The organism is Bartonella tamiae Th239 (assembly GCF_000278275.1).
In the GTDB taxonomy this organism is placed as follows: domain Bacteria; phylum Pseudomonadota; class Alphaproteobacteria; order Rhizobiales; family Rhizobiaceae; genus Bartonella; species Bartonella tamiae.
In genome coordinates, this window is the sequence record NZ_JH725147.1 from 1,825,569 (window position 1) to 1,850,249 (window position 24,681).

The 24,681-nt window shown below is 37.8% G+C and carries 21 protein-coding genes and 1 pseudogene; 9 read left to right on the forward strand and 13 right to left on the reverse strand.

From position 1 onward, the window contains the following. Positions 1–47: 47 nt before the first annotated feature. The 4 genes from ME5_RS08230 to ME5_RS08245 all read right to left on the reverse strand — a co-directional run bounded on the left by ME5_RS08230 (position 48) and on the right by ME5_RS08245 (position 2,920). A complete protein-coding gene (locus ME5_RS08230; protein WP_008040154.1) occupies positions 48–671 on the reverse strand; it encodes a lytic transglycosylase domain-containing protein in 624 nt (207 codons plus the stop codon). A gap of 281 nt (positions 672–952) precedes the next feature. Further along, entirely contained in the window at positions 953–1,720 is a 768-nt protein-coding gene (locus ME5_RS08235) for an N-acetylmuramoyl-L-alanine amidase (RefSeq protein WP_008040155.1), read from the reverse strand. After that, positions 1,711–2,430, reverse strand: coding sequence for a molecular chaperone DjiA (locus ME5_RS08240; protein ID WP_008040156.1), 720 nt, complete (start codon positions 2,428–2,430; stop codon positions 1,711–1,713). Before ME5_RS08240 ends, ME5_RS08235 begins: the two co-directional genes overlap by 10 nt. Positions 2,431–2,593: 163 nt before the next feature. Next, the gene (locus ME5_RS08245; protein ID WP_008040157.1) at positions 2,594–2,920 is read right to left on the reverse strand and encodes a hypothetical protein; all 327 of its coding nucleotides are present in this window, start codon (positions 2,918–2,920) and stop codon (positions 2,594–2,596) included. Positions 2,921–3,066: 146 nt separating this feature from the next. Here ME5_RS08245 and ME5_RS08250 point away from each other — a divergent pair, with 146 nt between their 5' ends. Next, a complete protein-coding gene (locus tag ME5_RS08250) occupies positions 3,067–3,864 on the forward strand; it encodes a glycoside hydrolase family 25 protein (RefSeq protein WP_245256556.1) in 798 nt (265 codons plus the stop codon). A 332-nt stretch (positions 3,865–4,196) separates the two neighbouring features. Here ME5_RS08250 and metF read toward each other — a convergent pair whose 3' ends face one another. Continuing rightward, positions 4,197–5,114: a methylenetetrahydrofolate reductase [NAD(P)H] gene (gene metF / locus ME5_RS08255; RefSeq protein WP_008040166.1), complete on the reverse strand. Its 918-nt coding sequence runs from the start codon at positions 5,112–5,114 to the stop codon at positions 4,197–4,199. Next, positions 5,114–6,157: an ArsR/SmtB family transcription factor gene (locus tag ME5_RS08260; RefSeq protein WP_008040172.1), complete on the reverse strand. Its 1,044-nt coding sequence runs from the start codon at positions 6,155–6,157 to the stop codon at positions 5,114–5,116. The genes metF and ME5_RS08260 overlap by 1 nt, the downstream gene beginning before the upstream one ends. A 174-nt stretch (positions 6,158–6,331) precedes the next feature. On the opposite strand from ME5_RS08260, the gene ME5_RS08265 reads away from it, so the two are divergent. Continuing rightward, on the forward strand, positions 6,332–6,637 hold the full coding sequence (locus ME5_RS08265; RefSeq protein ID WP_008040173.1) for a DUF2293 domain-containing protein: 306 nt from the start codon (positions 6,332–6,334) through the stop codon (positions 6,635–6,637). 226 nt (positions 6,638–6,863) lie between these two features. Here ME5_RS08265 and ME5_RS10905 read toward each other — a convergent pair whose 3' ends face one another. The 3 genes from ME5_RS10905 to ettA form a co-directional block, all read right to left on the reverse strand. Continuing rightward, positions 6,864–7,547, reverse strand: coding sequence for a L,D-transpeptidase (locus tag ME5_RS10905; protein ID WP_008040175.1), 684 nt, complete (start codon positions 7,545–7,547; stop codon positions 6,864–6,866). A 476-nt stretch (positions 7,548–8,023) separates the two neighbouring features. After that, positions 8,024–8,788, reverse strand: a complete 765-nt coding sequence (tam, locus tag ME5_RS08275) for a trans-aconitate 2-methyltransferase (RefSeq protein WP_008040176.1) — start codon at positions 8,786–8,788, stop codon at positions 8,024–8,026. Between the two features lie 416 nt (positions 8,789–9,204). Further along, complete coding sequence (gene ettA / locus ME5_RS08280; RefSeq protein WP_008040179.1) at positions 9,205–10,854, reverse strand: energy-dependent translational throttle protein EttA; 1,650 nt, start codon at positions 10,852–10,854, stop codon at positions 9,205–9,207. 222 nt (positions 10,855–11,076) lie between these two features. Here ettA and ME5_RS08285 point away from each other — a divergent pair, with 222 nt between their 5' ends. From ME5_RS08285 to ME5_RS08295, 3 genes and pseudogenes are all read left to right on the forward strand, one after another. After that, entirely contained in the window at positions 11,077–11,715 is a 639-nt protein-coding gene (locus ME5_RS08285; RefSeq protein ID WP_245256516.1) for a hypothetical protein, read from the forward strand. A gap of 334 nt (positions 11,716–12,049) precedes the next feature. Next, positions 12,050–12,760: pseudogene (locus ME5_RS10795) on the forward strand (glycosyltransferase family 2 protein); the annotation flags it as partial. 383 nt (positions 12,761–13,143) lie between these two features. Continuing rightward, the gene (locus ME5_RS08295; RefSeq protein ID WP_008040183.1) at positions 13,144–13,479 is read left to right on the forward strand and encodes a lipid-A-disaccharide synthase N-terminal domain-containing protein; all 336 of its coding nucleotides are present in this window, start codon (positions 13,144–13,146) and stop codon (positions 13,477–13,479) included. A gap of 298 nt (positions 13,480–13,777) precedes the next feature. Here the strand turns inward: ME5_RS08295 and ME5_RS08300 are convergent, their stop codons facing one another. Both ME5_RS08300 and ME5_RS08305 read right to left on the reverse strand, forming a co-directional pair. Continuing rightward, entirely contained in the window at positions 13,778–15,454 is a 1,677-nt protein-coding gene (locus ME5_RS08300) for an ArnT family glycosyltransferase (RefSeq protein ID WP_245256517.1), read from the reverse strand. Positions 15,455–15,920: 466 nt separating this feature from the next. Continuing rightward, the gene (locus tag ME5_RS08305; protein ID WP_008040187.1) at positions 15,921–17,219 is read right to left on the reverse strand and encodes a UDP-glucose dehydrogenase family protein; all 1,299 of its coding nucleotides are present in this window, start codon (positions 17,217–17,219) and stop codon (positions 15,921–15,923) included. Between the two features lie 93 nt (positions 17,220–17,312). Between ME5_RS08305 and pncA the strand changes: the two genes are divergently transcribed. After that, a complete protein-coding gene (gene pncA, locus ME5_RS08310) occupies positions 17,313–17,921 on the forward strand; it encodes a bifunctional nicotinamidase/pyrazinamidase (protein ID WP_008040188.1) in 609 nt (202 codons plus the stop codon). A 253-nt stretch (positions 17,922–18,174) separates the two neighbouring features. On the opposite strand, the gene ME5_RS08315 is transcribed toward pncA, so the two are convergent. Beyond that, positions 18,175–19,251, reverse strand: coding sequence for a DUF475 domain-containing protein (locus tag ME5_RS08315; RefSeq protein ID WP_008040190.1), 1,077 nt, complete (start codon positions 19,249–19,251; stop codon positions 18,175–18,177). Between the two features lie 771 nt (positions 19,252–20,022). On the opposite strand from ME5_RS08315, the gene ME5_RS08320 reads away from it, so the two are divergent. After that, a complete protein-coding gene (locus tag ME5_RS08320) occupies positions 20,023–20,634 on the forward strand; it encodes a YceI family protein (protein WP_008040191.1) in 612 nt (203 codons plus the stop codon). Between the two features lie 495 nt (positions 20,635–21,129). Next, on the forward strand, positions 21,130–22,356 hold the full coding sequence (locus ME5_RS08325) for a cytochrome b/b6 domain-containing protein (protein WP_008040192.1): 1,227 nt from the start codon (positions 21,130–21,132) through the stop codon (positions 22,354–22,356). A 979-nt stretch (positions 22,357–23,335) separates the two neighbouring features. On the opposite strand, the gene ME5_RS08330 is transcribed toward ME5_RS08325, so the two are convergent. Continuing rightward, positions 23,336–23,521: a hypothetical protein gene (locus ME5_RS08330; protein WP_008040193.1), complete on the reverse strand. Its 186-nt coding sequence runs from the start codon at positions 23,519–23,521 to the stop codon at positions 23,336–23,338. Between the two features lie 644 nt (positions 23,522–24,165). Between ME5_RS08330 and ME5_RS08335 the strand changes: the two genes are divergently transcribed. Continuing rightward, positions 24,166–24,468: a DUF2218 domain-containing protein gene (locus tag ME5_RS08335; RefSeq protein WP_008040194.1), complete on the forward strand. Its 303-nt coding sequence runs from the start codon at positions 24,166–24,168 to the stop codon at positions 24,466–24,468. Positions 24,469–24,681 lie beyond the last annotated feature (213 nt).

A 24,681-nucleotide genomic window follows, 5' to 3' on the forward strand; every position in this document is an offset into this window, starting at 1 on the left:
AACTGCAAACCATTTGAAAAAGTATGAGAAAAAACGTTATTTGAACCTTACAAGGCTTCATTAAAAGCTGCCAGATAGGTTTTGACTTTGCTGCAATATCGCTGAGTGACAGGATTCATTTTTTTTGCTCCATGCCCAGCATTATATTTTAGTATGGTACGACATGTATCGCCGCCACCCAGTTTATGCGCCTGAGCAAGATATTTCATGCCATATTCAAGATTGGTTGCTGGCTCATAAAGCTTTTTGATCGATCCTGAATAGCCAAGTCCGCGGGCTGTCATCGGTTTGATCTGCATTAGTCCGACCTCACCTGCGGCTCCTCTTGCTTGGGCATTATAACTGCTTTCTGTTTGCACAATGGCATGGGCAAGATTAACTGGAACATTGTGCTTTTTTGCATATTTTTCTATTAAAGCCTCATAAGGGCGTGCTTGTGTCGCTTGTGTTTGGCTTGTGGTGTAAGCCGTATTTCTGCTTTGTGCTAAGGTGCTTGAAATATGCGAAAAACCGAGAATCATTGTCGCGGTTAAAACCACGTTTAACGTCATTTTCATGTATTGTGTATCTTTTCTTTTAGGAGGTTTCCAAATCAATTCATTACGAATGCGGGCTCTTTTGCCCGCGAAATTAAGCCAAAGGGGGGCATGATAATGATTATTTTTGGGCAATTTCGTGATTCATGTCCTATCCTAAAACATTCATACGTTTTTTTTCATAGGAGCCGCAAAAAATCATACATTGACTATTTTTATGAATTTAAAAAATGCTCTGTCATTAAAACGATTCCTAATATAAATATTTGTTCAAATATTTCATAAGATACGAGCACCGCAAAATAAGACGGAATAAGAGTGATAAAATAATCTTAATAGTTTTGCTAAAAGCCACGCATATTTTACCAAAAGCGTCAATGTTTCACCGCGTCCAGAAAAAACAATGTGTCAACTTTTTAAGTCAGTGTTTTTAATGTGCCAAGCAAACGGTGTAGTGTTTCAATTGTTGAAACATCCGCCACACCATCTATTCTTTGAGGTCGGAAATGACGCTGAAAAGCTTGCGTAACAAGTCGCGTACGCTCATCAAATATACCACTAATCTCTATACCATATCCATAAAGGGCAAGCATGGATTGATAAGCTTCAACCGGCCGTCCACTTTCACCAATTGTCATAAAACGTCCACCTGAAATGGGTACTGGCGTAACAAAATGACCAATATCATGACGATAAAGCAAATCCCAAGGAAATTTTTCTCCCGGGTCTTCTTTTCTTGCGGGAGCAATATCAGAATGCGCTAAAACATAGCGCGATAATAGACTATATCGATCTATAATGGATCGACAAAGCTTTATCACCGCTTCTATTTGTTTTTTTGGAAAATCAGGCTGATCAGACAAAGGTCCTTCATTGACAATTTCAATACCGATTGAGGCAGAATTGACATCATGAATACCATTCCAAAAACTTTCACCAGCATGCCATGCCCGATCTTTTTCTCTCACCATTTGCACGATGGTTCCCTCTTCCCGCACAACATAATGAGCAGAAACTTTTGATTGCGCACTCTCAAGACGCTTTTCAGCTTCATCTGCTGTTTTCATACCCGTATAATGCAAGATTAACATTTGAGGGCATAGACCGCCTTTACGCGCTTCAAAATTAGGCGACGGTCGTATCAATGCACCTTCATAATCGGCCATAAATGATTTTACACACATGCTAAGGCGTATCTCTCACGTATAATAGACCAAGCTTGATTGATTTCGGCCAAACGTTCATTCGCAATTGCCATAAATTCTTTTGGCAAACCACGTGCTAAAACTCGATCAGGATGATGCTCTCGCACCAAATCACGATAACGCCTGCGCGCGTCTTCAAAAGAAACATCTTTTGACAAACCTAAAATACGCCAAGGATCTTTCGCACCCATTTTTGTATGACGAGATAAAATCGCTTCAAATCTTACTTTCGAAAAATTAAATATTTCTGCCACTTTGTGCAAAAAATTAAGCTCGTCTTCATCAATTTCACCATCAGCTTTAGCAATGTGAAACAGTCCTTCCAACACATCTTCTAAAAGTTGACCACAACAATGCGCATCTTGGCATAAATGATAAAGCCGTTTGGCATAAAAATCGAAACCAGCAACATCTTGCATAGCAAGATTGTAAAGCCGCTCAACATTTTTGGCTTCATGCAAAGGAACGTCAAAAATTTCATAAAACGCCTTTACCTCCGCATCACTGACCATCCCATCTGCTTTTGCCATTTTTGCAGAAAGGGCAATCATCGACACCGAAAAAGCAACATGGCGACGTGTTTGCAAATCACCTTCAAAAAGTGTGCGAACACGTTCTAAAATAGCGCTAAAAACATCGCTTGTTGTATGGTTTATTAAGTCACCAAGGCGTGTCCATAATGTTGGCATAAGCAATTTCCAAATTTAAAAAGAACGCATCTTAACGTTTAATCTTGTTTGTGTTCTCTTAAGGTCAAAGACGTCAATCGTCTTATTATTCAGTAAGAAGGGTTTGTATCACGAATGAGTGCATCCATTATCGCCAATGAATATCAATGAAAAAAGATTCACATTATTTCGTATTGTTAAAAGACAAAGGACGATTCATTGACTCTTGCGCTGTTTTAGCCGCACGTTCGCCAAATTCTTCTGCCTGTTCTTGACTTTGCCCGCTTTTCAAAGCAGCTTCAATAGCATCGGCGCGTGCCTGACGAATAGCTTCCTGTTTTTGTTCAACTGTCATATTAAAAGGTGTACGCATCTCTTCTGGTATAGACGTTTGTGAGTATTGAGAATTTGAAGCCCCCCAAAAAAAATGGAACGCCCATTTTCCGCCAAAAAACACCAATAGCAGAACAATCAGAAGACCAATAATGCGACTCCAACGAAGTTTTCTCATATTTTTTTTCCAATTATAATTTTCATATGCCATTCTTTTACTTTTTTAAGCGATGGTCAATCTATGATAAAAGTGGCCAATGATCAAAGTGGGAGTTAAAATTGTTATTTCAAAATAGTGCACCAAAGTGGTTACGTCAAACCTTTATTCCGGTGATTTTGGGTTGTTTTCTTTCTGGCTGCGCATCATCATCTTATGATATTGCTGATCTCATACAAGAGCCTAAAAAAGTTAGTTCAAGCCTTGCGCTTGTCACAGTCAATGCTCCACGTTTCAATGATCGCAAACCTCATGAATGGGGCAATAAAAATCCATGGCAGTATCCCGTACACGGGACGGATGTTTCAAAATATCAAGGCGCTATTGATTGGGCAAGTGTCGCCAAAAGCGGGATTTCATTTGCTTTTATCAAAGCGACTGAAGGCGGTGACAGAGTTGATGAATATTTTGTCCGTAATTGGAATGGCACAAAACAAGTTGGTCTGCCGCGTGGTGCTTATCATTTTTATTACTATTGCCGCAGCGCCCAAGATCAAGCAAAATGGTTTATTAAAAATGTCCCAAAAGATAATAGTGCCCTTCCACCTGTTTTAGATATGGAATGGAACCATCTTTCTCCCACGTGCAAAATACGACCACCTGCTGCAACAATACGCAGCGAAATGCGTGTCTTCTTGAGTATGATTGAAAAACATTATGGGAAAAAACCCATTATTTATACAACAGTTGATTTTTTTGATCGTAACGATCTCGATCAAATCAAAGGATATAATTTTTGGCTTCGCTCTGTTGCAGGACATCCTGAGGAAAAATATGGCCCACATCCATGGACATTTTGGCAATATACAGGCACTGGCACCATTCCTGGTATTACAGGCGATGTTGATATTAACGTTTTTACTGGCAGTCGAAATGATTGGAAAAAATTTGTCAATAATGGTTAAAACGCAGACAAAGTCGCATTTTATAAACATTTCTTATAAGCGATCATAATGATAATTATAAAATAAAAAAAACCCGACCGAAGAAAACTTCAGTCGGGTCCTATCAGAGGGATACCAGTTGCGGGGGGGATTATGGTATCCCTTATCGATATGTCTGTCGTGTTTATAAAACAAAACAGTAAAATCGATATGATGTTTTTTTGAACTGACTGCAAGAATTTGTTTAAAAAAAAACGTATCTGAGACAAATTTTATTATAATTTTACCGATAATAAAAAAGAAATATTATATATTGTCTCATTTTGACGCAATTTTTTTTATATCGATAAAAATCAGTCTGTATGATTCTCATTATATCGTTTATCAGCACGAATACCGATCAAATGACACATTGCATAAACAAGTTCTGCACGATTTAACGTATAAAAATGAAAATCCTCAACGCCTTGTTCCACAAGTTCTAACACTTGTTCTGCAGCGACAGCGGCAGAAACAAGCGCATGTGTTTTCGGGTCATTTTCCAATCCGTCAAATCGTTGTGCTAACCACTCAGGTATATGTGTACCATTTCGTGTACAAAAATTTTTGACTTGCCAAAAATTATGAATAGGCAAAATTCCCGGCAAAATAGGAATTGAAATCCCCGCTTTGCGAACTTTTTCAATATAGTCTTCATAAAAATGATTGTCGAAAAAACATTGTGTAATGGCTTTTGTTGCGCCCTGATCAATTTTTCGTTTTAAAAAATCAATATCAGTTGCAAAATCAGGACTTTCAGGATGTTTTTCTGGATAAGCAGAAACGGTGATTTCAAAATCAGAATCTATCGCTTTAAGACCTTTCACAAGATCAATTGCATTGGCATATCCACCTGGTGTTGGTTCATATCGTCCACCAATACCATTGCTAGGATCACCTCGTAGAGCAACAAAATGACGAATACCCATAGCGCGAAATTGTCTTACAACATCATCAACCTCATCACGTGTTGCATCCACACAGGTCAGATGTGCAGCAGCCTTTAAGCGCGTTTCATTAATAACACGCTCTACCGTGCGGCCTGTACGTTCTCGCGTCGATCCCCCAGCACCATAAGTGACAGACACAAATTCTGGCTCAAGCGGTGCCAAACGCTCCACTGTTTCCCATAGTGACAATTCCATATTTTCACTTTTTGGTGGAAAAAATTCAAAAGAAACTTTGAGTTTTTCGCCAATATCTGCTCGGCGAGAAAGTTTTTTGGGTGCCATTAGGCTATCTCCATAAAAGGGGGCTTATGCATTGCCATCAACAAACGAGGATCACGCGCTAGCCAAAGTTTCACAGTAAGCCCCTTTGCATCACCACTTTTTGTTGGTGCAAAACTAATGGTTTTTTCAAGATTTAATCCGCTTTCTTCTAGCCAGTTTTTCATTTGCTGATCGGAAAAGCCCAACCGCAAATGGGCATGATGTTCACGCAAAAATTCTAAATCATGCGGGGCAAAATCCACCACAATCAAACGTGCGCCTGCACGCATAACACGTGATGCCTCACGCAGTGCCATTTGAGGATCATCTAAAAAATGAAGTACTTGATAAATAGTGACAAAGTCAAAAGATTCACGTTCAACAGGTAATTGTGAGACATCCCCAAGACGCACTTGCGCATGTTGGATTGCATGATGATCAAGATTCACACGCGCAACTGACAACATATCACGATTTATGTCCACACCAACTGCACGTGTATAAAGTGGTGCAAAAAGTTTTAATAAGGATGCCGTCCCCGTTCCTATATCCAACATCGCTTGAAATGGCGTATTACCAACAATTTCCACCATTGTTTTTTCAATCGTAGTGTCATCAATATGCAAAAGACGTAAATCGTCCCAATGGGCTGCATTTTTTGAAAAATAGCGCGCAGCATTTTGGCGGCGCTGTTGTTTAACTTGTTCAAGCCGCTCTAAATCATGAGTAATGGCCAAATCATTTATGTTTAAACGTTCAGTAACAGAGTTAATTAATCCTTTTCTTAAAACACATTCAGATAAAGCAAAATAAGCCCATGCCCCTTCTTGATAACGTTCAATCATTTGCGCTTCATGTAATAAACGCAAATGTCGCGATACACGTGGTTGCGACTGTCCTAATATTTGAGTGAGATCTGAAACAGTAAGATTACTATGACGCAAGAGCAATAAAATGCGCAATCGGCTTGGTTCTGCAATCGCTTTTAAAACATCTACCATCGCTTCAAGCGCTAAAGAGGCTTCATCACATGTTGTATCATCATGATTCAAGCGATTTTCCATAAACATTCCTTTAAAATTTAGATATAAAGATATCTTTATGTAATTTACAAAGTCAAGCAAATTATCACTTTTATGAGAAGACATTGTCAGATTTAAAACCCACAATGATTAAAAAGACTGTATTTCGCAATTGAGGATTTGACAGAAAACTTTTCTTCTATCACATTTAGAAAAATGACAACAAAACGCCAAACAGCGATCAATAAAGCCTTACGCGATCTCATACCGCAAGTGCCTTTTGCTGATCGCGAAGAAATTATAAAAGCCGCAAACAAACCGCATCTAAAAGATGTCTCGCCTGCTATTGCTGTTTGGCTTTCTGTCATTGCCTATATTCGCCATTATTATACGGATTATGACAGATTACGCGATGAAGGTTATGATAAGGATTCAGCACGCTTTTTTGTTTTAGAGACAACAAATGTAAAACTAACACAATGGCGTGCGACACGGTTTTTAACAAAAGAAGATGTTTTCTAAATAAAAATATCAAATCGTATAAAAGACACAGCCAAGAAACGCAAAATCTCGCGAAACTTAAAACAATAAAGAGGCAATCATCTATCATTGCCTCTTTTATAAGACATCACTCCGTTACATCATCTTTATTTGTTTTAAATCTCAGGCATAAAGCTTTATAAACCAGCGGATACTAGCCTTAAAGACAAATATAGTCCTGAACTACGAAAATTTTTCAAAACAAAGATTAACGTACGATGACTTTGCCACCAGGTTTCACGCGCTCATAAAGATCGACGACATCAGCATTAAGCATACGAATGCATCCTGCTGAAACGCTTTTTCCTATACTGGAAGGCTGATTTGTACCATGAATGCGATAATATGTATCAATATTATTTTGGAATAAATAAAGCGCGCGCGCTCCTAATGGATTGTTTGGCCCTCCTGGCACGCCATCAGCAAAACGCTTATATTGAGCTGGATTACGCTTGATCATATCTTGTGTCGGTGTCCATTTTGGCCATTTACGCTTAAATTGTAAATTGGCAACGCCTTGAAATTCAAGACCAGCCGCACCAACACCCACCCCATAGCGAATGGCTTTACCATGACCCGTTATCAAATAAAGGTAGTGATTGCGTGGTTCCACAATGATTGTTCCGGGTGCTTCACGAGAAGGATAAGAAACCACTTGACGTTGAAATTCATCTGGTATTTTTACGTGAACCGCTGGAATTTTAAACTGCTCGTCCGCACTTTGTTCATAGCGTTCTTCCAATGGTTTGGTTGTGATTAAAGTAGAAGGGCCACGCGCATATGTTAAATTGCCGCCCTCTCCTTGCGTTGTGGTGGTACAACCTGCAAGGCCTGTGCCTAAAATACCGAGCAGTGCAAACCACGCAATTTTTTTTCTTAAAAATACGATCATTTTTTTTAAAACCTTTATCCACCCCAAAAAACATCTTTCTTTATCTAAACGTGGTTAAGATAGTGTCAACAAAAATGAACTCAATACACTGAATTATACATCAGATTGATGTTTTTTTGAAAACTAAGTTTCAAAATCACTATCTTGAGAAAGAAAAACGATATTTAACTTTACAATACAAAATGATCATGTTGTTTTTACGAGGAAAAAATACAAAGAATACTTTATTGATTAAAACCGATTGTTTTTTTAATAAAAATAAAGTTTTTTAACAATGTGTTTGACGTTGAACACCTATAGAAAAACAAAGCTTTAAATGCTCTTCAACTTCACAAAATAAGTTTTAATTTTAGTTTTAAAAATGAAAGTCTTTTACCTCATTTAAAAGAACTATAATCGATTGTACTTATTTGAGCGATAAACATACAAAAATGACGATCAAATGTGTATTTTATTATGTAAGCCTCTTAAAAGAATTATCGACCTAAAACCATAAATAAACGGGGAAAACGTAAAAGCACGCTACCATCATTATTTCGAGGATATGCTTTGATTATTTTTTCTTGATAAAGCGCCAAAAATTCTTCGCGTTCTGTATTTTCTAATGGATCAAGAAATGACTTTAGAGCAGCACCTTTCATCCATTCAACAATAGCTTCTGGCCCACTCATAACGTGATTATAGACACTATGCCAAAGATCAATATGACGTGCATAAGGTGAAAAACTATTATAATAAACCTGCACATCTGGCAATTTTTCTCGCGCGGCTTTGCCAATACGATCTTCCCACGGACTTTCTTGAGATACTTCAATCATGGCGCGATGGCTCGGTTCGTCTAAATTATCTGGAAGTTGCGCTGCTAAAACGCTACCCTCTTTCATAGATTGCAGCAAACGTACCATTTGATCTCGATGATCTGGTAACCATTGAAAAACAGCATTAGAAAATACGAGATCAATGCCATGATCTGGTGTCCAGTTTTCAATTTTTTGAACAGAAAAATCTATGTCAGGAAGGTCTTGTTTTGCCCGTTCTATCATATTGGGTGAACTGTCAAAACCAGAAATAACTGCATACTTCCATCGGTCTTTAAGCACTGTTGTTGAATTGCCCGGCCCACAACCTAGATCAACAATGTTTTGTGGTTTATCTAAAGGAATAGCTTGAACAAGATCACGCACGGCGCGAGTGCGTTCATCCTTAAATTTTAAATAAAGGTGCGATGACCAATCTTGCATATTTTCCTCCTTTTAAAACACTTGTGAAAAAAAGAATATCAATAAAACATATTGTCATACCTTCTTTTTAAGCATCATAAATTTCAATCATAGTCATGTTCAATCGTAGTCAATTGCTTAAATTTCTTTTAGACATTCCGTAAGCTTAAAATGTATCATAAATAATTCAAAGCACCATTCAACACTTGCGTGAATGTTTTAAAATCACTCCAATAAATCTTTTTGCGTGCGACAATAAAAAAATCATTTTATGGTGTTTGAACATCACCTTTATGATTGTAAATATTATCATATCTATAAAGAACAAAAAGAAAATAATTATATAGATTCAAATCTAAAGATAAAACGTATTCTTAAAAAAATACGCCTTCATTAAAAGAAGACGTATTTAAAGTTCAGTTTTTATGATAATTTTTTTAACGCGTTAAACGTTTATAAGTTACACGTTTTGGATTGATGGATTCAGGACCTAAACGGCGCATTTTATCCGCTTCATATTCTTCAAAATTGCCCTCAAACCACTCAACGTGACTGTCGCCTTCAAAAGCGAGCATATGTGTTGCCAAGCGATCTAGAAACATACGATCATGGCTAATCACCACCGCACAACCAGCAAAATTTTCCAATGCATCTTCCAAAGCTGCCAAGGTTTCCGTGTCCAAATCATTTGTTGGTTCATCAAGCAGCAAAACATTGCCGCCTTCTTTCAAAAGCTTCGCCAAATGCACGCGATTGCGTTGCCCACCAGAAAGATTACCAACTTTTTGTTGCTGATCGCCACCTTTAAAATTAAAAGCACCACAATAAGCACGGCTGTTCATTTCAAATTTACCAAGCTTAATGATATCATTACCGCCAGAGATTTCCTCCCAAACCGTTTTATCTGCTTCCAAAGCATCACGACTTTGATCAACATAGCTCATATCCACGGTTTCACCAATCCGGATTTCACCTTGATCAGGCTTTTCCTGACCTGTAAGCATTTTAAACAATGTTGATTTACCCGCACCATTGGGACCAATAACACCAACAATACCGCCTGCAGGTAATTTAAACGATAAATTGTCAATCAAAACACGCTCACCATAAGACTTAGAAAGATTTTCAACTTCAATAACCACTTGTCCTAAACGCTCACCAACGGGAATAATAATTTGAGCGTCTCCCGGGCGGCGTTCATGAGACGCTTTCACCAATTCATCATAAGCTTTAATACGCGCCTTTGATTTGGCTTGCCGCGCTTTCGGACTTGAAGCCATCCATTCTTGTTCACGCGTAATCGCTTTTTGACGTGCGGCATCTTCACGCCCTTCTTGTGCCATACGCTTAGCTTTAGCTTCAAGATAGGCCGAATAATTGCCTTCGTAAGGAATGCCATGACCGCGATCCAATTCTAAAATCCACCCTGTGACATTATCAAGAAAATAACGATCATGGGTGATAATCATCACGGCACCGGGATAATCGCGCAAATGTTTTTCCAACCAAGCCGTAGTTTCTGCATCAAGGTGGTTCGTTGGCTCATCCAGTAAAAGAAGATCAGGCTTGGAAAGCAAAAGCTTACACAATGCAACACGCCGTTTTTCACCGCCAGAAAGTTTGGAAACATCCGCATCGGCAGGAGGACAACGCAGCGCATCCATTGCCATTTCTACTTGACTTTCCAAATCCCACAAATTTTGACTATCAATAATATCTTGAAGTTTTGCGCCTTCATCTGCCGTTTCATCAGAATAATTCATCATTAATTCATTATAGCGATCCAAAATGGCCTGCTTATCGGCAACACCTTCCATCACATTGGCACGTACGTCCTTGTTTTCATCCAATTGTGGTTCTTGAGGCAAATAGCCACATGTCGCTCCTTCCGCAAGCCATGCTTCACCCGTATAGTCCTTATCAAGCCCTGCCATAATGCGTAAAACAGTTGATTTACCTGCACCATTTGGCCCCAAAATACCAATTTTGGCATCAGGATAAAAAGATAAATGAATATCTTCTAAAATCTTTTTATTGCCATAAGCCTTATTGAGACCTGCCATATGATAGATAAATTGCCGCGCCATGTGTTTTTTCCAATTTTTATCAATCTGCATAAACCGCAGATATTATGTTTTAAAATTCTATCTACCTCAAAGCTTCTTCAAGGGCAAGATTTGTCACCAAACATTCATACACGCTAAAGGCAACATCTTGCTAGCAAAAATCACCAATTTAATCTATTCATGTTACGAGCGTCAAAACTATGAAGAATTTAAAACTTAACATTTAAAAATAGCAGAACGTTTTTGTCAAACACAATGACCGCCCTTAACCAAAATAAACTACAAATACTTATACCCGATAGCTTTTATGATGCCAATTTTCAAGATTGGCAAATAACAGACAACGCCAATAACAAAGCTCCAATCATAAGCGGTCGATGTCTCAATTTAATGAAGAATGCATCTCTTTTTCCTTATCGCCTTGATAAGGGAAAAATGATCGCACCACTTTTTTCCAAAGAACAAAAAGACACTATGCAAAATTCTTACACAAAAACTTTTCTTTATGCTCCAAACCCGCTTGGGCTTTGGGCGCTAGATTTTTTTCATAAAAATATAGGACATTCACGACCACCAAAAACTAAAATGCAAGACGAAAATCACGAAAGCGAAAGCCTCCTTCCACTTCATAAGATTGATGCGCTCATTTTAAATAACAGTTTGTTTTACACACAATTTTCAATAGCTTTCATGCGCTTGCGCTTAAAAAATGAACGCCGTTTAATGGGCTCTGATGTCCCCAGCCGTTTTATGATGCGTGCCTTGCGTCGTCATCTTGCTGTGGCTGATTATTTTTATTTTCATGTTGGTCAATGGTTATGCCTTACAGAAGATGTTCCCCAAAAACTTCAGTATTGCAAAAATAAAATACGATGGCTATGATATTTGAAACCTTCTATTTATTTTGAAAACACCAATATTACAGCTTATACAAGATATACGTCACAATAAGTCTTGTGTTGAAACCCGAAAAAAAATTTTGTTTTATTTTTTTTAAAAAATTAATACGATTGAAGTAAAAAATAGAGCACCGTAACAGGCACCATCATTTCAATTGAAAATTTCATCATATTTGCTCTATGCTCATTCATTTAGTTTTAAAAATACAATAAAATTCTTCGATCAATGTTCACTCTTTTATATTAGTTCATTGGACACAAAAGAATTTCGATGCTATGCACCTGCAGTCACTATCTTTAGGATTCTATGATTTTTCATGAAACTTTCTGTTGTTATTCCATGTCGCAATGAAGCCGATAATCTTGCCTTCTTACTGGATGAAGTTGATGAAGCAATGGCAGGACGCGATTACGAAGTATTGGTTGTTGATGATGCCTCAGGCGACCATACAGGCGAAATTTTAAAAACACGGTTAAATATCGGAAAACCAGTGCGCTATATCCGCCATGACCGCTATGCTGGACAAAGCGCAGCAGTGCGCTCAGGCGTTTTTGCAGCTTCGGGTGAGATTGTCATCACCATTGACGGCGATGGTCAAAACAATCCTGCCTATCTGCCCAAACTGGCTGATGCGCTTATTGCTGCAGAGCCAGATGTTGGACTTGCTGCGGGACAACGTTTGAAACGCACAGATACTAAACTCAAGCAATATTCCTCTCGCTTTGCCAATACTTTACGCCAAGCAATATTAAAAGACAATACGTTTGATTCTGGTTGTGGGCTCAAAGCCATTTACACCGATCTCTTTCGCCAATTGCCTTTTTTTGATGGTTGGCATCGTTATTTGCCAGCTCTTGTTTTGCGTGAGGGATGGAAAACCACTCATATTGATGTGGTCGATCGCGAACGCGTTCATGGAAAATCCAATTATGGTATTTTCGATCGCGGATTACGCGGCATCCTTGATCTTTATGGTGTTTGGTGGTTGAGACGGCGGCGAAAAACGGTTCCCAAAAGCGTTGAAATATATAAAACAAAACACCAAAATGCGCAAAACTCTGAAGGATCCAAAGCAACGTATCAAGCACATGCATTGAACACCTGTGCAAATGTATCAAAAAATAACAAGGACGGTAAAATTAAAATCAGTCCTGCCAAGGCCCTTAACACAAAACCTAAAAAAGCCTCTGTAAATAAAACTGCAACCAAGTCAGCCGCACATCAATCAGAAACACAAAACTCAAAGATCAAAGAGTCAGCATCAACGCATAAAACACAATCATCTCATACACGCAAAACAACCACAAAAAAAGAAACCTCTTCACAAAAAAGAAGAACAACAAAACTTTTGGATAATAAAGATCATCCTCAATCTTCCTCTTTGCAAAAATCGTCATCAAAGGCAAAATGATGACTGAATTATTTACTCAAATTGGTCAGTGGTTGCATGATGTTTTTGTAGCGCAATGGGATGGATGGATTATTCTCGGCTTTATTGCGCAAGCACTTTTTATGATGCGCTTTGTTGTCCAATGGTTAGCATCAGAAAAAGCTCGAAAAAGTGTCATGCCTGTAGCTTTTTGGTTTTTTTCTTTTGGTGGTGGTCTCTTACTATTAATTTATGCCATACGCCAAAAGGATCCTGTTTTTATTGCAGGGCAAGGTTTAGGACTTATTGTATATTTGCGCAATTTATGGTTGATCTATGGGGAAAAGAAAAACCATCCCGGTGAAAAAAAATCCTAAACACCAAGACAGATTTGTCTCAATAAACGAATAAAAACGAAATTAAAGCATGAAAACACCGTGTAGAAACCGAAACCATCTTTATTCGTGGCTTTATTTGTAACCAATATTTGGATAAAACTTGATCGTCATCATTTTAACAAGCGGCTTACGTCTTTAAGGTTGAAGATTTATCATCGTCTTAAATATCATTGTTATATTTAAAATATATTTTATCGGATTGCGAATATGCATGGTGATCAAAAGCGTTCTTTTAATAAACGTTACTATTATAAAGAGAAAAGATAAAATTCAATTTTTAAGGATAATAACGAAAATAAACTGTCCTTACTTGCTCGCTATTGGCTTTAAAGCCAAGTGTTACAAAATAAGTGTCACCAAAACTTTCATTCTGTGTTTTTTTCAAAATAGTGACCAATTGTTCAGGCATTGTTTCTGAGCCTTCCCATAAAACAATAAACGGACGTTTAAGCCTTTTAAGAACCAAGGGGCTATCTTTATGAAGTGTTTTGAGTGAAGGATCAATAAGGCGTAAATTTCCAGGCAATTGGGGTCGGTACCCCAAAATCATGTCAAAAGACCCGTGCGCGGTTAAGCTACGATAAAGTGTGGAATAGTCCAACAATTGCTCTGCCGGTTTGTCGCGATAATAGGTCGTGGCAATATTAATATATAGCACGAAAGGAACGATAAGTGCTGCACATACACCGATTATCCCATAAATACGCACAAAGTGAAATCGCGTCTGTAAACGAGCTAAAAGAAGCGTAAAGTAGGCAGGAGAAAGAAATAAAAGGGGTTGTAGCCAGCGATCTTTAATAGTGGTAATGCCTAAAATCAAAACGGCCGCCGCAATACAACACAAACCAAAAAGCAAGATAGAGCTTATTAAATTTTGAGCAAGTACTCTTTTTTCTATACCATTATAAGAGAAACAAAGATGATCAGAATTGAGCTGAGTTTGATCAACACAGGCATCATGACCTAAATGGTGTTGTAAATGACTATCAGTGGACTCCCTTTTGGTTTTTAAAAATTGAATGTGATATGCTTGATCTTCTTTCAGGTAAGATGACGGTGTTATTCGGGGATCAGAAGAGCGATTTGAAAATTCTTTTATTTCTTTTTTCAAACCAATTTTTTGCAAGAAACAAAGCACAATTGCGATAATGAGTGCCACAAAGCAAAAACTTAAAACCGCAAAGCCAAAATCAGCCAAACCAGAAAAACGATCAGCAATAAAATGACCTGAATGACCAACCGCTAATTTATTGGCACGCTCTGTCAAACCAGCTGGGTTGTTAAGCATAAAGATTGCTGCAGGCAAAAGGCATATAAAAGTGACCACTAAGCTGGATAAAAACCACCTTGTTTTAAGACATGAGCGAAAAGGCAGACATAAAAAAGCACCACCTAAAAGGGCAATTAAAAATAAGGTGCCATTATATTTTCCTAAAATGGCGCAAGCCATAGTTATCCCGAAAATAACACCACGTAAATAATTTGGCTTTCGCCAAAAAAATGCAAAAGCTGCAAAGCTCCATGCTGATCCTGCAGTACCCATAATAGAATGGGTAAGAGCGCGTTGTGATTCCCAACCAATTTGCGGCAATAAAAACAAGCCAAGCATTGCGGCGGCCGCAACAGTGGGTTTGACATAGAGCAAGCGTAAACCAATATAAACAGCAAAAAATGTACTGGCCAAAAGCGAAAATTTTAGTACTTGCAAAACAGCAAGTGAAAGACCAAAAATCTTTGTTAACCCGAAAGCTAGCCACGTATAAAGAGGCGGCTGAGACCCCCCATAGCCCCAAGTCCAAAAACTGACATTTGAGGCTAATTCTGCATCGTCAAGACCTGCCCCTTGTGAGATGAACGAGATGTAAATAATTTGAAAAACAAAATAAATCGCGATAAAACACAGTGCACTGCCAGCATAATCTATCTTTATATTATTTGAATGACGAACGGTCATTTTAACTTTAAACCCTAAACACCTTATACAATTAATATCCGATAATGACGAAGAATAATCTTGAACCACAATGGTATTTGCTCAAGATATTATTTTTCAATACGATTACATGGTGATCACATTACGCATCATTATTTTTAAAACTTAAATGATTGCCTGAATGAGAACTCTCAGCTTCTTCCTATTGAATTTCGACATTTTAAAAATTAATGAATGATGTATATCCCATCATGATCATTCATATATCTTAAATATGTTTTATTTTTAAAGAAAACATAACTAAACTTTTGTTTGAATTGAATAAGACGGAAAAATGACATAAGATCATTCTATCTTGTGAAATGCATTTGTTATTTTTTTATTTTTGTCTGGCTATTGCATGAATTTTTGTAAAACGTCTATGAATTAATATTTGTAATATCTTTCCATATATGAATCGATTTGAAACAATAATTTTACGCTTTCATCAGCGTCCAAGTGATTGATAGTCGAGTGCAATATCATGAAAATCGCTGGCTTTATAAATATTACGCAAATCAATCAACTTGCCTTGCGGCATAAGGTTCGCGAGTTTTTTAAGATCAAGTGCGCGATAGGCGTTCCACTCCGTCACAATTGCCAACACCCCTGCCCCTTGTGCCGCCTCATACGCCGATGCGCACCATTGAACGTCATCCAAAATTTTTGCTGCAAACACACTGCCTTCAGGGTCATGAGCGCGTACGGTGAGTCCTTCTTGTTGAATAGCACGAATAATATCCAAAGCAGGTGATTCACGCACATCATCTGTATTCGGTTTAAAAGTCACGCCTAAAATACCAACTGTTTGACTGCCACGTTCTTTTGCAGCTTGAATAATGCGCTCGCCCATTGCTCTTTTACGCTCTTCGTTGAGCGTGATAACCGTTTCAATAAGTCTTTGAGGCGCGTGATAACGCTGACCAATCGCGGCAAAAGCGCGTGTATCTTTTGGAAAACATGAACCACCAAATCCTGGTCCTGCATGCAAGAATTTTGCACCGATGCGCTTATCCATTCCAATTGCATGCGCCACTTCTTGCACATTACCACCCGTTTTTTCACAAAGATCGGCAACCTGATTGATAAAAGTAACTTTCATCGCCAAAAAAGCATTGGCCGCATATTTGATCAATTCTGCATTTTCAAGCGACGTTATGATCAAAGGCGTTTCACGAAGGTAAAGCGGACGATAAAGCTTTTGCATTGTTTTTCGTCCTCGCTCATCTTCCACACCAACAACCACGCGGTCTGGGCGCATAAAATCTTCAATAGCTGACCCTTCACGCAAAAATTCTGGGTTGGACACCATTGAAAAATCAAGATCAGGACAGGTTTTTTTTATACGATCACGAATATTGGCACTAGTGCCAACCACCACTGTTGATTTAATCACAAGAACTGTGCCTTGTTTCATCGCATGAGCCAGTTGATCTGCAGCTTTTTCAATATATTGCAGATCTGCTTCACCATCACTACGGCGAGAAGGCGTACCAACAGCCAAAAACACAACATCTGCATCACGCACACTTGTGACAAGATCTGTTGAAAAAGACAAACGCCCTTCACGCTGATTGCGTGCCATCACGTCATCAAGTCCAGGTTCAAAAATAGTCACTTCACCGCGCGTCAAACGTTCGATGATACTGGGATTGGCATCAACACAGGTCACATCAAAACCAAACTCCGCAAAGCATACCCCCGAAACCAAACCAACATACCCTGTGCCAATCATTGCTATTTTCATTCTTGTCGTCCTAACTTCTTTGTTCTATTCTTTGATAAGAGTTTTTAATGCTAAGTTCAACCATCGTTCACGATCTTCTCACAGGAGAAAATGATGCAAAATGACGCTTTAATTGTTATTGACGTTCAAAATGACTTTTTACCTGGTGGTGCTTTATCCGTCACCGATGGTGATCTTATTCTTCCAATTGTCATTGATTTGGTTATACGCTATGATCATGTGATTGTAACACAAGATTGGCATCCGCAAAATCATGCAAGTTTTGCCTCAAACCATGACAATCAAGCCCCTTATGACACGATGCATTTTGACTATGGTCCTCAAACCTTATGGCCAGATCATTGTGTTCAAGGCACGCAAGGAGCAGCATTGCATGGGGCGTTGCCTCTTGATAAGGCTGAACTGATCATAAGAAAAGGCACAAATCCTGCAATTGATAGCTATTCAGCCTTTTTTGAAAATGATCGTACAACGCCAACGGGCCTACAAGGATATTTGCGTGAAAGAGGATTGCAAAAACTTGTTTTTTGTGGTCTGGCAACTGATTTTTGTGTTGCTTATTCAGCACTTGATGCCATCAGATGCGGTTTTGACGCCAGTGTGGCTTTATCTGCCTGTGCGGCTATTGATTTAAATGGTTCGCTTGATCACATGCTTAAAACCATGAATGAAAGCGGTGTTGAGCTGCTTATGGTGGCTTAACTATAGTTGATTAAGTATCTTAGGTTAAAATGATGAAAAGCTCAATTGTATCTCATACTCAAAATGAGCTTTTCAGTGCGTGGATTTTTAGCATAAACGTATAAAATTTCGCTTTTGAAGCCACTTAATTAATATTCCAATATAGTTGGACTTTGCATGCAGATATATCAAGCTTAAAGTCTAACAATCTCATCACAGCAAAAAAATCGCCGCTGATAGTATTTTACGCACATCAATAATAACAGTTTGTTTTTTAAAGATCGGTTTTTTGTGCTTCTTCCTGCTCTTTTGCTAACCAATGAGGATGCGCGCGATTATAGCGTATTGACGATATAAGTGCGGTGAGAATAAAGCACATACCAATCAATCCTGTAATCACTTCAGGGATATGCACCAAGGTTTGCACATACATAATGATTGCGAGGATTAAAATGGCATAAAACGCACCATGTTCAAGATAGCGATATTGCATTAACGTGCCTTTATCAACCAGCATAATTGTCATTGAGCGCACATAAAATGCTCCAATACCTAAGCCGATGGCAATGACAAAAAGATTTTTTGATAAGGCAAACGCGCCAACAACTCCATCAAAGGAAAAGCTTGCATCCAAGACCTCCAAATAGATAAAAGCACCCGCGCCACCTTTATAAACTGTATCCATGGTTGGTTTGCGTGCGTCTAAAATTGAGCCTAAGGCTTCAACACCCAAAAAGGTTAAAAGTCCATATATTGCTGAAATGAGGAAGGTATGTTCATCACTTTCTTTCACAAGCGCAGCAAAAATCAAAATGAGCACCAAAGCACTAGCTACTTCTATACCATGAATAGATGCAAATTTTTGCGCACGCTTTTCAATCATGTTGATCCAATGGACATCTTTTTCCGCATCGAAAAAATATTTCATCCCAACCATAAGAAGAAATGTACCACCAAAAGCGGCAATACCAACATGGGCATCCATCATAATTTGTGCATAATGTTGTGGGTTCCACACCGCTAATTTAATTGCTTCCCATGGGCTGACCCAAGCAGCAAAAGCAACAACAGCCAAAGGAAAAATGATACGCATCCCAAAAACGGCAATTAAGATACCCCATGTTAAAAAACGATGCTGCCATTTTGGTGTCATGTCACGTAAAACACGAGCATTGACAATAGAATTATCAAATGAAAGCGAAATTTCTAAAACACCCAAAACACTACAAATGAATAAAAATTCCAAGGCACCTTTGACAGATCCCGTTTCAAAATAGCCAAGCCAAGTGCCTAAGGCCAAACCAATAAAAGTAAATATAAAAGCCCATGTAAAATAGCGTAAAACGCTCATTTTCAACCCTCTCATGCACTCATCTTTAGCGCATATAACTTATGTTATAAAAAGACTTAACCCACTTTAAAACGAACAAAGCGGAATTTGCCCAATAAACCATTTTTATTTGATTGTGTCCTTTAAATGAGAATCATTGCAGCATAATGCTGTCCATAACATGTCATGATTTTCAATTAAAACCATTTTTCCTTCAATCAAAACCAACTTATAAAAGGTAATGTTTTTCATTTTAAAAGCATTCAATCATCACCCTTTTTATTTTTCTCATAAGCAGATCCTAATCCAAAATACTAAAAATTTTGATGTCCATCTCAAATAAGGGGAGGAATTTTAGCCCAAACACGCAACAATCCAAAAGTTATAAACAGGAAATAATGACGATATATTTTATGATAAACGTGAACTTGCCACAACTTTGCCCAATTATATGTCCGTTTGAAAAAAGCGCCTGTTTCAAGTAATCAAAAACTTTTTCATAGTTATGATATTTTGTGTACTTGTATGTATACCCCCTGAATTTTCGACTTTCGCCGTTCACCTTGTGTTTAAAAATAAAATAAATTCAATGCCAATTATATGGAAAGTATCAAACAAAAACGCAAGAGCAATGCGAAGAATTCATGTAAAAACGCTATGTCGCTCTACAATTTTGGCAAAATAAAGTCTATTGTCAACGTAGTAAAAACTATCTGTATTCATTAACGCGGTTTTCAACGTTAATAAACTGCGTTATATTGGGACAATACTTTATATCAGAGGAGAGTATGTATGTTATTTAAAAAACCACTTATGGCCGCAGCACTTGTTTTCTCAAGCCTTTCGGTTGCATCCGCTGCAACACTTGATGTTCCAAGTGGCAAATATGAAAATGATGCGGCACATACCAATGTGCTTTGGAGCGTTACACATATGGGTCTATCCCATTATTATGGCCGTTTTGATTCAATCAAAGCCACTTTGGATCTCAATTCTGATGATGTGGAAAAATCACAATTGCATGTAACGATTGATCCAAAATCAGTTGACACAAATTTCCCCGGTAAGCCAAACAAATTCAATGAAGAAATTGCTGGTGAAAAATTCTTCGATGCTGGTAAATTTAAAAGCATCACATTTCAATCAACGAGCATTGAATTGACAGGTGACAAAACAGGTAAAGTAATGGGTGATTTAACATTTCATGGCGTGACAAAGCCTGTCACACTTGATGTCACTTTAAATGCTGCATTGCCTGAACATCCTATGTCAAAAAAACCTGCCATTGGCTTTTCTGCAACAGGCGTGATCAAACGCAGTGATTTCGGCGTTGATGCTCTTGTTGGTCCTGTTAGCGATGATGTTAATTTGACAATCGAAGCTGAATTTGCACCTAAAAAATAAAGTTTCATCACTTTTATCCTTTTTTTATAATGGATAACGATGCGAGAGATACAAAGCTCCGCCTATCGATACGGATTGGCGGAGTTTTTTTGAGTCAAAGTATTGCCAATGCTTACAGCCATCATCAAAAAATGACAGTGATCGCTTTTGATGGTTTTCAGGACGATGCTCATTTTCGGACATAGGATTTTAAACATAGGACTTATCTATATTTTTATTCAAAAAATGTTCTAAAGCGCTTTTAATAAGATCGCTTGAGCTTTGATGTTTGAGAGTAAAACTATATTTGTAAAAAATTGATCGCTATGCGCAATGATAATGCTTTGGTGAAATCATCAATGAAGATAATCACAGTGGTCATGACCAAAGTGAAAAAGCTTATAGAATAAAAAACACAATTAGAGTTATTGCGAACCTTTCAATCAATCGTTGAAAATAACAAAAACACTCAGCATTCATCAATGAAATGCTAAAATATCATTTGAGGATTTTATCATGTCACAATCTGCACAAAAAACACCTCTTTATGGATATAATTCTGGTGCGATGATCTTACACTGGGTCCTTGCACTTCTCATCATTGTTATGCTGATTATGGGCTTTTCCATGCAGCATATACCACAAATTGATGATGGGATACGCTTTTCAATGATTCAGATACACAAAACCTTAGGTGTGCTAGTTTTAGCACTTACACTTGCAAGGATAGCCTGGCGTTTGATGAATAAACCGCCTGAGCATGCCCCTATGTCTAAAATTGAAGAATTGACCGCCAATCTTGTCGTGGTTTTGTTTTATATATTAATGTTGGCTGTGCCATTAAGCGGCTGGATTATGGTTTCTGTTTCACCAACGGCTATCCCCACATTGTTTTTCAAAATATCAGGGTTGATCTGGCCCAATCTTCCTTTAGACAAAAACGTTATCACGCTCGCTTATATGGAAAAAGCGCATATGGTTCTTGCTTATTCGTTTGTTGTGTTATTGGGTTTGCATGTTGGTGGTGCGCTGAAACATATGATTATTGACCGTGTTCCCGAAATTCAACGTATTGTGCCAAGTAAAACATTGCCGCGCAAAGCCGTTACACCAAAAAGTGTGGCAGTTTCATGGATCATTATCATTGTATTTTTAGGCGCAGGTCTTGGTATTGGACAGCTTGATCTTCACAAAACAGCAAGCCATAGCACACCCCAAAATTTCATTGCCACAAAAACATCTATAAAAGCCAATTGGAGTGTTGATCATGACAATTCAAGCTTAACTTATGGCATGGATTTTTCAGGAAAAACTGAAAATGGCAATATTGGCAATTGGGTCGCAAATATTGCTTTTGACCCTGACCATCTTGAGCAATCACGAGCTGAAATTTTGATTGATAGTGCATCCATCAGCTATAATGATTCTTATGTGTCAGGTTCCATGAAAGATGCTGACGGGTTAGATATTGCCCAATTTCCGCAAATTTCTGTTCTTTTAGACCAATTTGTTCATCAAGAAGATAAACATTATCAAGCAAGTGGTACGATTGCCATACGCGGTGTTGAAAAACCGCTCACATTGGATTTTACTTTTGAAAAAACAGGTGAGAAGGCTCATGTAACAGGACGGACTGATTTGGAACGTCTGGCTTTTGGCATTGGTCAACAAAGCGATTCAAGTGGTCAATGGCTTGGCAAAATAATTCACGTTCAGTTTGATCTGCAAGCACACGCCCAATAAACATAATAAAATAAAAGTATAAGACACCTCAATCTTAGGCTTAAAACCAATGAATTTGAATGAAATAACACCATAAACCGCAAAAAATAGACCCACAAAAAGATGGAAACGGTTTTATGTCCTTTATAGATGAGAAATTTTATTGCTAACTTTATTGAGCCGCATGAAAACTGTCTCTATTTTCTGCGGCTTTTCATTTCATTCTCAAAGGCGTCTTTATCGCATTTAAAAAAAAGAAAAGAGCATTAGCCTTTTTCTTGATTTGGCTTTAAGCTTACATCACATAAATACCAAGATAAGATAAAGAATAAAAAAAACGATCGTTAATAAAACATCTTTGCCTTGATTATAAATAACAAGTTTTAAAATTTAGAAAGTTCCGCATTTTATTCAATATTTTTTAAAAATTTTTGGCTTTCGTTTAGGAATACAAATTGTTTAAAAAACCGTTTTTAATCCATCTTTTTTATGTCCATGCATTGCTATCTGATAGATCCAAAATGAATGAAGATAAAAAGACAAAAGCGATCCATGATAATCAAGCAGGCATGGGCTTTATGAGAGTATTTTGCCGCAATCGTATGATCTCTTTTGAGAGTGGTTTTTATAAGGAATTATTCGATGATTGTTTGTCCATATTTTTGCTGAAACTAAGCATTGCGCGCAATTTCCATCAAAAGCGCCTTTTTATCCTCATCTAAATTGCTGTAAAGCGTGATCAATTCCACCGCTTTATCTGTATCCAATTGAGAGCCTAAAGACAGCTCTTAATCGATAAATGCCATCAAAATCTGTGTAGCAAGGTTTAAAAATGGGGTGGATAATGCAGTGTGATCGACAGAATTATCATGAAAAATTCATATATAGCTGTGTCATAATATTGCGCTTTTTTTTGTAAATTAAAACTGCCAATATGATTTTTTTCTGCTTCCCATTTTTCATTTTTTTTCAAACTACACATTAAGAAAATGTGCCAATTCTAAACGGCTTTCGCCTTTTTGCATACGTATCGCGCAAGCGCTTTGCCAACAGCATCATCTACTTTATGCGCATTGTCATCTGTATCAATCTTGGCAACACATTTTGTCTTGGTGATAGGCTTTGGTTTTAAAACAGCTGATTTTGGTTTTCTAACAGCTTTTGTGTTGTGATCATCATCGCTCATGATCATCTTCCTTTAAAAAATACAGGGCATCCGCCGTATATGACACAAAGATGTCAGAGAGGTGGTAACTCAAGACAAACAGTCCAATTTATTCCGAACCCCGTTAGGGAAACCTTATTCATCGGCATCCCCAACACCATTTCCCCGAAGGGATAAGAAAGGGAGCACGCCATTGTTCCTGAAAAATATAATTTTGCGGGTCAAAAGACGATTTTTCTATATACGTTTTCTAGACTCAAAACAGGACGTCTTGCGCAAAGCTCACCCCTCCAAAAGTCGAGGCTTTATACGCAACTGTTCATTCGCTACAATAGGCAAAGGAATTTTCAAATCAATGAATAAGAAAAAGGCTTTTGCCCTTTCTCATAAAAGGCTTTCGCCTTTTTTATTCAATCATAATAAGAAAGAAGAAAACTGATAATCAACAATTCAATCTATTCCGCTCGTCTTTAAAAGAAAAATCCCTATTCATCGGCATGTTGAATATCTTTTTTTCGAAGGGATAAAAAACTATTAAAAAAGAAGAAAGATCCATACTGGAAAATCAAAACAAAACATGGCTATAATGAGATATTTTGTTGGACATCATTGTTTCCAATGAAAAAAATACAGTAATGATCATACTTATAGCAAGGAAGAAAATTATGGCCATTCAATCACGCACGCTTATTCAAACAGACCACGCGAGCAAATATCTTCAACAACTTGCAAAACATTGGAGCCATAAATTAGCTGATCTAACTTTTGATGAAACCACAGCTCATATTCCTTTTCGTCAAGGGGTTATATTGGATATGTTTGCCAATAAAGACGCACTGGAAGTACAATTTATAACGACTGATGAAGACGATGCACTTAAAATGGAAGGTGTTTTCGATCGTCATTTGGAACGCTTTGCCTTTCGTGAAACCTTGCATATTGATTGGCATCGTAAAACGCTTGCTTAAAAGGCTTGCAGTGTGTGTGTCATGTCATTTTTTATCACACTACCGCACGCCTCTTTATGCCCAAGTGACACCATAGACCTTATCAACACATCTCATAATAGGACACGATATGATCGCGTTAAAAAAGAGGTTAAGTGCGTTTTTTGCATGAAAAGCTGTTTGATATGATGAATAAAAAAGCATGACCCATCACGCAACACAATGAATATGCAC

Excerpts from the sequence above, each read along its gene's own strand:
- ettA (WP_008040179.1), bottom strand. The coding sequence starts at position 10,854 with ATGGCGCGGCAATTTATCTATCATATGGCAGGTCTCAATAAGGCTTAT.
- tam (WP_008040176.1), bottom strand. The coding sequence starts at position 8,788 with ATGCAAGATTGGTCATCGCACCTTTATTTAAAATTTAAGGATGAACGC.
- ME5_RS08240 (WP_008040156.1), bottom strand. The coding sequence starts at position 2,430 with ATGCCAACATTATGGACACGCCTTGGTGACTTAATAAACCATACAACA.
- ME5_RS08260 (WP_008040172.1), bottom strand. The coding sequence starts at position 6,157 with ATGGAAAATCGCTTGAATCATGATGATACAACATGTGATGAAGCCTCT.
- ME5_RS08300 (WP_245256517.1), bottom strand. The coding sequence starts at position 15,454 with ATGACCGTTCGTCATTCAAATAATATAAAGATAGATTATGCTGGCAGT.
- ME5_RS10905 (WP_008040175.1), bottom strand. The coding sequence starts at position 7,547 with ATGATCGTATTTTTAAGAAAAAAAATTGCGTGGTTTGCACTGCTCGGT.
- ME5_RS08305 (WP_008040187.1), bottom strand. The coding sequence starts at position 17,219 with ATGAAAATAGCAATGATTGGCACAGGGTATGTTGGTTTGGTTTCGGGG.
- metF (WP_008040166.1), bottom strand. The coding sequence starts at position 5,114 with ATGGCACCCAAAAAACTTTCTCGCCGAGCAGATATTGGCGAAAAACTC.
- pncA (WP_008040188.1), top strand. The coding sequence starts at position 17,313 with ATGCAAAATGACGCTTTAATTGTTATTGACGTTCAAAATGACTTTTTA.
- ME5_RS08330 (WP_008040193.1), bottom strand. The coding sequence starts at position 23,521 with ATGAGCGATGATGATCACAACACAAAAGCTGTTAGAAAACCAAAATCA.
- ME5_RS08245 (WP_008040157.1), bottom strand. The coding sequence starts at position 2,920 with ATGAGAAAACTTCGTTGGAGTCGCATTATTGGTCTTCTGATTGTTCTG.
- ME5_RS08295 (WP_008040183.1), top strand. The coding sequence starts at position 13,144 with ATGACTGAATTATTTACTCAAATTGGTCAGTGGTTGCATGATGTTTTT.
- ME5_RS08235 (WP_008040155.1), bottom strand. The coding sequence starts at position 1,720 with ATGTGTGTAAAATCATTTATGGCCGATTATGAAGGTGCATTGATACGA.
- ME5_RS08320 (WP_008040191.1), top strand. The coding sequence starts at position 20,023 with ATGTTATTTAAAAAACCACTTATGGCCGCAGCACTTGTTTTCTCAAGC.
- ME5_RS08265 (WP_008040173.1), top strand. The coding sequence starts at position 6,332 with ATGACAACAAAACGCCAAACAGCGATCAATAAAGCCTTACGCGATCTC.
- ME5_RS08315 (WP_008040190.1), bottom strand. The coding sequence starts at position 19,251 with ATGAGCGTTTTACGCTATTTTACATGGGCTTTTATATTTACTTTTATT.
- ME5_RS08335 (WP_008040194.1), top strand. The coding sequence starts at position 24,166 with ATGGCCATTCAATCACGCACGCTTATTCAAACAGACCACGCGAGCAAA.
- ME5_RS08325 (WP_008040192.1), top strand. The coding sequence starts at position 21,130 with ATGTCACAATCTGCACAAAAAACACCTCTTTATGGATATAATTCTGGT.